The organism is Micromonospora sp. NPDC005172, from assembly GCF_040608555.1.
Classification (GTDB): Bacteria; Actinomycetota; Actinomycetes; order Mycobacteriales; family Micromonosporaceae; genus Micromonospora.
This window is the reverse complement of sequence record NZ_JBEXIL010000114.1, coordinates 1-3504: the sequence shown is the minus strand read 5'-3', so window position 1 is coordinate 3504 and position 3504 is coordinate 1. Positions and strand designations below refer to the sequence as shown.

The following is a 3504-nucleotide window of genomic DNA, read 5'->3' as shown; positions in this document are numbered from 1 at the left end:
GCACTCGATCCATACCCGTCTACCGACCGAATCACCCTCATCGATCGGACCGGCTGTGCGACACACCCGCCCAACCCACAAACCAAACGCGCTCTGAGGGAGCGTCAGTGACGTTCAGCGGCCGCTGGTATCCGGAGCCGTCTGCCTCCTGACGTGGTACATCGTAGTCGTAGTCCTCCATGTCCCACTCCCCCACAAGCACGGGCTGTACCAGTGGTTGAAGGTCGATGTCTGGGTCGATGACGCGGTCCCATACCCGGACTTCACTGACAAGCCCGTTGAACCATCCGGTGAGGATCCCGGCACGACCCGCGCCGAAGAGTAGCGGGCCCGTGGAGGGCCAGACGGGCGAGGTTGAGCCTGTGCCCTTGAGCGTTCCGTTGACATAGAGGGTTAGCTGGTTGGGCGCACCGGCGTCGTATACGCCGGTGAGGTGCGTCCAGAGCCCGACCTGGACAGGGTCCGTCGCGCAGGCCGGCGCTGCTGTCGCGGCAGCGTTTGACAGGTCCGCCGCATACGTGACGAAGCACCATCGTTGTTTCGTGGGGAAGTACTGCAGCTCGAAAGGGCTCTTGTTCGTACCCGGCTGTGAGACGACGATTCCACCGGCCGCATCGGCGCGCACCCAGGCGGAGACCGAGAAGCTACGCGACGTGTCGATCACCGAGGTGGACGTGCTGGCATAATCCGAAGCACCGCGGAACTTGACCGCCCAGTCCTTGCCCTGGTTCTTGTGCGTGCCGCGTACACGGGACTCGGCCCACGACGGGTTGGACGTCAAAGTGGCCCACTGACCACCGCTGACGCTGTTGGTCAGCGTGGTGCCGCTGCCCTCGTTGATCGCCCAGTGCGCCTTTGCCGCCGATGGGCTGTCGACGAGGAAGACGTAGTCGTACGCGCTGGTCGCGTTGCCGGCCTGGTCCCGACTCTTGACGCTCAGCACGTTCTCACCGATCGAGTTCGGCGTGACCCACACCGTCGCGGAGCCGCCCAGCGTGGCAGCCTTCACTACCTGTTCCGTCCCACCCGCTACCTGGTAGACGTAGTCGTAGACGTCGGTGGCGCCGTTGGCGGAGAAGGTGAACCTGCCGGAGTACCCGGCCGAGCCATGCACATCCTGGTTCGTACCCAACGGCGGGGACTCCAGGTAAAGCCCGTCGGCCGGGGTCACCTTCGGCGTCGCTGTGGGCGCGGCGTAGTCGACGTAGAACTCGCACCAAGGCGACCCGCCCGAAATTCCGCCGAGGGTGTCCTTGGCCTGCACCTGCCACCGGTACACGTCCCCGCTGGCGGTCTTGGTGATCAACTGCATCTCCGCCTTGGCCCCGGGGGCGACGCCGGCGTCGGTCTTTGGCCAGCCGGTGGGGGTGGTCCAGGCTCCGCTCACCAGTTTCTGCAGCGTGAACACGCCAGAGAGGCTGCCGCCGTTGCTGCCGTCGGGGTCGGTGAGGGTGGCCTTGAGCCACGGGTAGTCCGACCGCACCATGGGCCGATTCGCGCCGGTCACGCACGCCTGCGCGGGGCCGGTGTACCCGGCGTGCGTGGACAGTTGCGCCGCGGTCGGCGTGTTCGGGTTGGTGTTGTACTCGACCGTCAGCTTGGTCATCGCCGGGTCGAACTTCTTCCACCAGGTCGACTCCGACTCGGACGTGCCGTCGGACTGCCGGGCGGCCAGCGCGAGGGTATACCTGTCCTCGCCCCGGTTGGCGGAGATGTCGGTCTTCAGGGCCGAGGCCGCGAACTCCATCGGCAGGTCGGGCTGCGGGTCGTTGTCGCAGCCTTCTCCTCCGGACGGTTTGTGAGCGTGCCCGGACCGTTCCTCCAACCAGGTGAGCAGGTTCGGACCGTCCCAGGACTGCTTGCCGGAACTGCCCAGCTCGGCGGTCCGGTAGAGGTTCACGGGCGTGGAACCGCACGACCAGGAGTGAGTCATCTCGGTCAGGAACTTCGCCGAGCGGATCGTCTTGCCGGACAGCGACGCGAGGTTGAACCGGAAGAACGAGCGGAAGTTCCCGGCGCCCTCCGGGCTCTTGCCCACCCGGGCGACCCCGTCGTCTCGGGTAGCGTTCTGTGTGCCGGTGTACCCCCAGATCGATTTGCCGATTGTCGTCCATGGGTCGATCGCCACGGGGTAGGTGGTGTCCTTCCCCCGCAGCAACGCCAGATCCGGACGGATCACGAGATCCCCGTCCCGTACCTCGGTCGTCAGCTCCGACTTGCGCGACCGATCCGGGATCGTGCGCAGCGCGTCCCGCTTCTCCTGAGCTGCGAACGTCGCCAGCGCTCTGCTGCTGCTCGCCGTGGCCTTCGTGGTGAGGCCGGACGAGTCCCACATCAGCGCGTTGCCGGCGGACAGCACCTCGCGCCCCGAGCCGTCGACGACCTGGAAACCACCGTCGGCGCGCTGCCGCTTGGACAGCCCCGGGGTGTCGAGGCGAAACCGCAGGGTCTCCAACGCCGGGTTCGTCGCCGCGGTGGCCGACTTGACCACGAGTACCCAGCTGAAGCCGTCGGTCAGGGCACGCATGCGCAGGTCGACGTCGGGCAGCACCGACTCGTAGACCGCGGTGTCGCCCTCGACCCTCGGCCGGGGCAACGTTCCCGGCCAGGCGAGGGACACCTCGCCGCCGTCGACCGGAAGGCGTACGACAGGTGCGGTGCCCCCGGCCGAGAACGACACGTCTGCCAGCGTGGCCACCGGCGTGACCGAACCGTCGACGGCCTGCCGGAGCGATGTGTCGATGGTGCGCCAGCCCGCGCCGTCGCGCCGGTTCACCCAGCGCGGGACCGGGTACGACTCCATGAACAGAGACCCGGTCGGAGACGCCAGCACACGAGAGTTCTCCGATTTCAGCGTCGTCACCTCGACGGCATGACCGGATTTCTTGGCGGCGGTGAGCGCTTCGGACTCGGTCAACTCGGCGTTCACCGGCCCGCCGTTCGGCATGGGTTGAGCCGCTTCGGCGTGCACGCGTTGCGGCGTCGCGGCGACGCCGGCCATCGCGATCGTGGCCGCCACCAGGGCGCACCCCCAACCTCGTGAGCGAGCGCGGATACGCGGGCCAGCAAGTCTCATCGGGGTCCCCTGTTCGTTGCATCGGTGGTATGTACGGAGGTCGTGCGAGGCCGGCAAGGTAACCGTTGCCGGGCCTGGGTCGTCTGGCCGGGATTGCGGGACCTGGCTTGCCAGACGCTGGATCTCGAGGTCGGGAAGACGCCTGCCACACACCGACCGGGCCGATGACGTCTTGGTAGTAGTCATCGCGCCGGGCACAGCGAGCGTGAAGCCGAGGGGCCGTGGAGAGGCCAAGGGAATCCGGCGTGAAGGCGGACATGCTGATGACGCCGCTCTCGCAGCGTCGCCGAAAAATAGGACGAGCAAGAAGCGCGGCGAGGATTCGCTCTCTAGCCTCGGTCTTTCGTTTGAGCGCCGGTTGATAGGCGTTCCTCGATGAGGCGGGTGTTGTCGGGGTTGTGCTCGTTGGTGGGTATGGCGAGGGCCCG

1 protein-coding gene is annotated in these 3504 nt (G+C 67.2%); it reads right to left on the bottom strand.

The features are described from left to right. Positions 1-37: 37 nt before the first annotated feature. Complete coding sequence (locus ABZV06_RS31970) at positions 38-3262, bottom strand: LamG domain-containing protein (protein ID WP_355625982.1); 3225 nt, start codon at positions 3260-3262, stop codon at positions 38-40. Positions 3263-3504: the final 242 nt, after the last annotated feature.

What these genes read in the sequence shown, in the direction of transcription:
- ABZV06_RS31970 (WP_355625982.1), bottom strand. Translation starts at nt 3,262, where the DNA reads ATGACTACTACCAAGACGTCATCGGCCCGGTCGGTGTGTGGCAGGCGT.